Source organism: Leptolyngbya sp. CCY15150, assembly GCF_016888135.1.
Classification (GTDB): Bacteria; Cyanobacteriota; Cyanobacteriia; order RECH01; family RECH01; genus RECH01.
In genome coordinates this window covers 1-216 of record NZ_JACSWB010000119.1, presented here as the reverse complement: position 1 = coordinate 216, position 216 = coordinate 1, and the positions used below count along the sequence as shown (strand labels likewise).

The following is a 216-nucleotide window of genomic DNA, read 5'->3' as shown; positions in this document are numbered from 1 at the left end:
AGGAGCAGGGGCAATTGGAGGGCTTTCGCTCCGTTGCCGATACGCTGTTGATGGCCATCGATGGCACCGAATACTTCAGTTCAAGCCAGATCCACTGCTCGAACTGTTCAACCCGTACGCTGACGTCAGGAGAGACCCACTACTTCCATAGCGTCATCACCCCAGTCATCGTCGCCCCAGGACAGCCTCACGTGATTCCGTTAGTGCCAGCGTTTA

Annotated in this window: 1 pseudogene; it reads left to right on the top strand. The window is 56.0% G+C overall.

Features of this window, described 5'->3' with window-relative positions:
* Positions 1 to 216, top strand: a pseudogene (locus tag JUJ53_RS25410) (ISNCY family transposase); the annotation flags it as partial.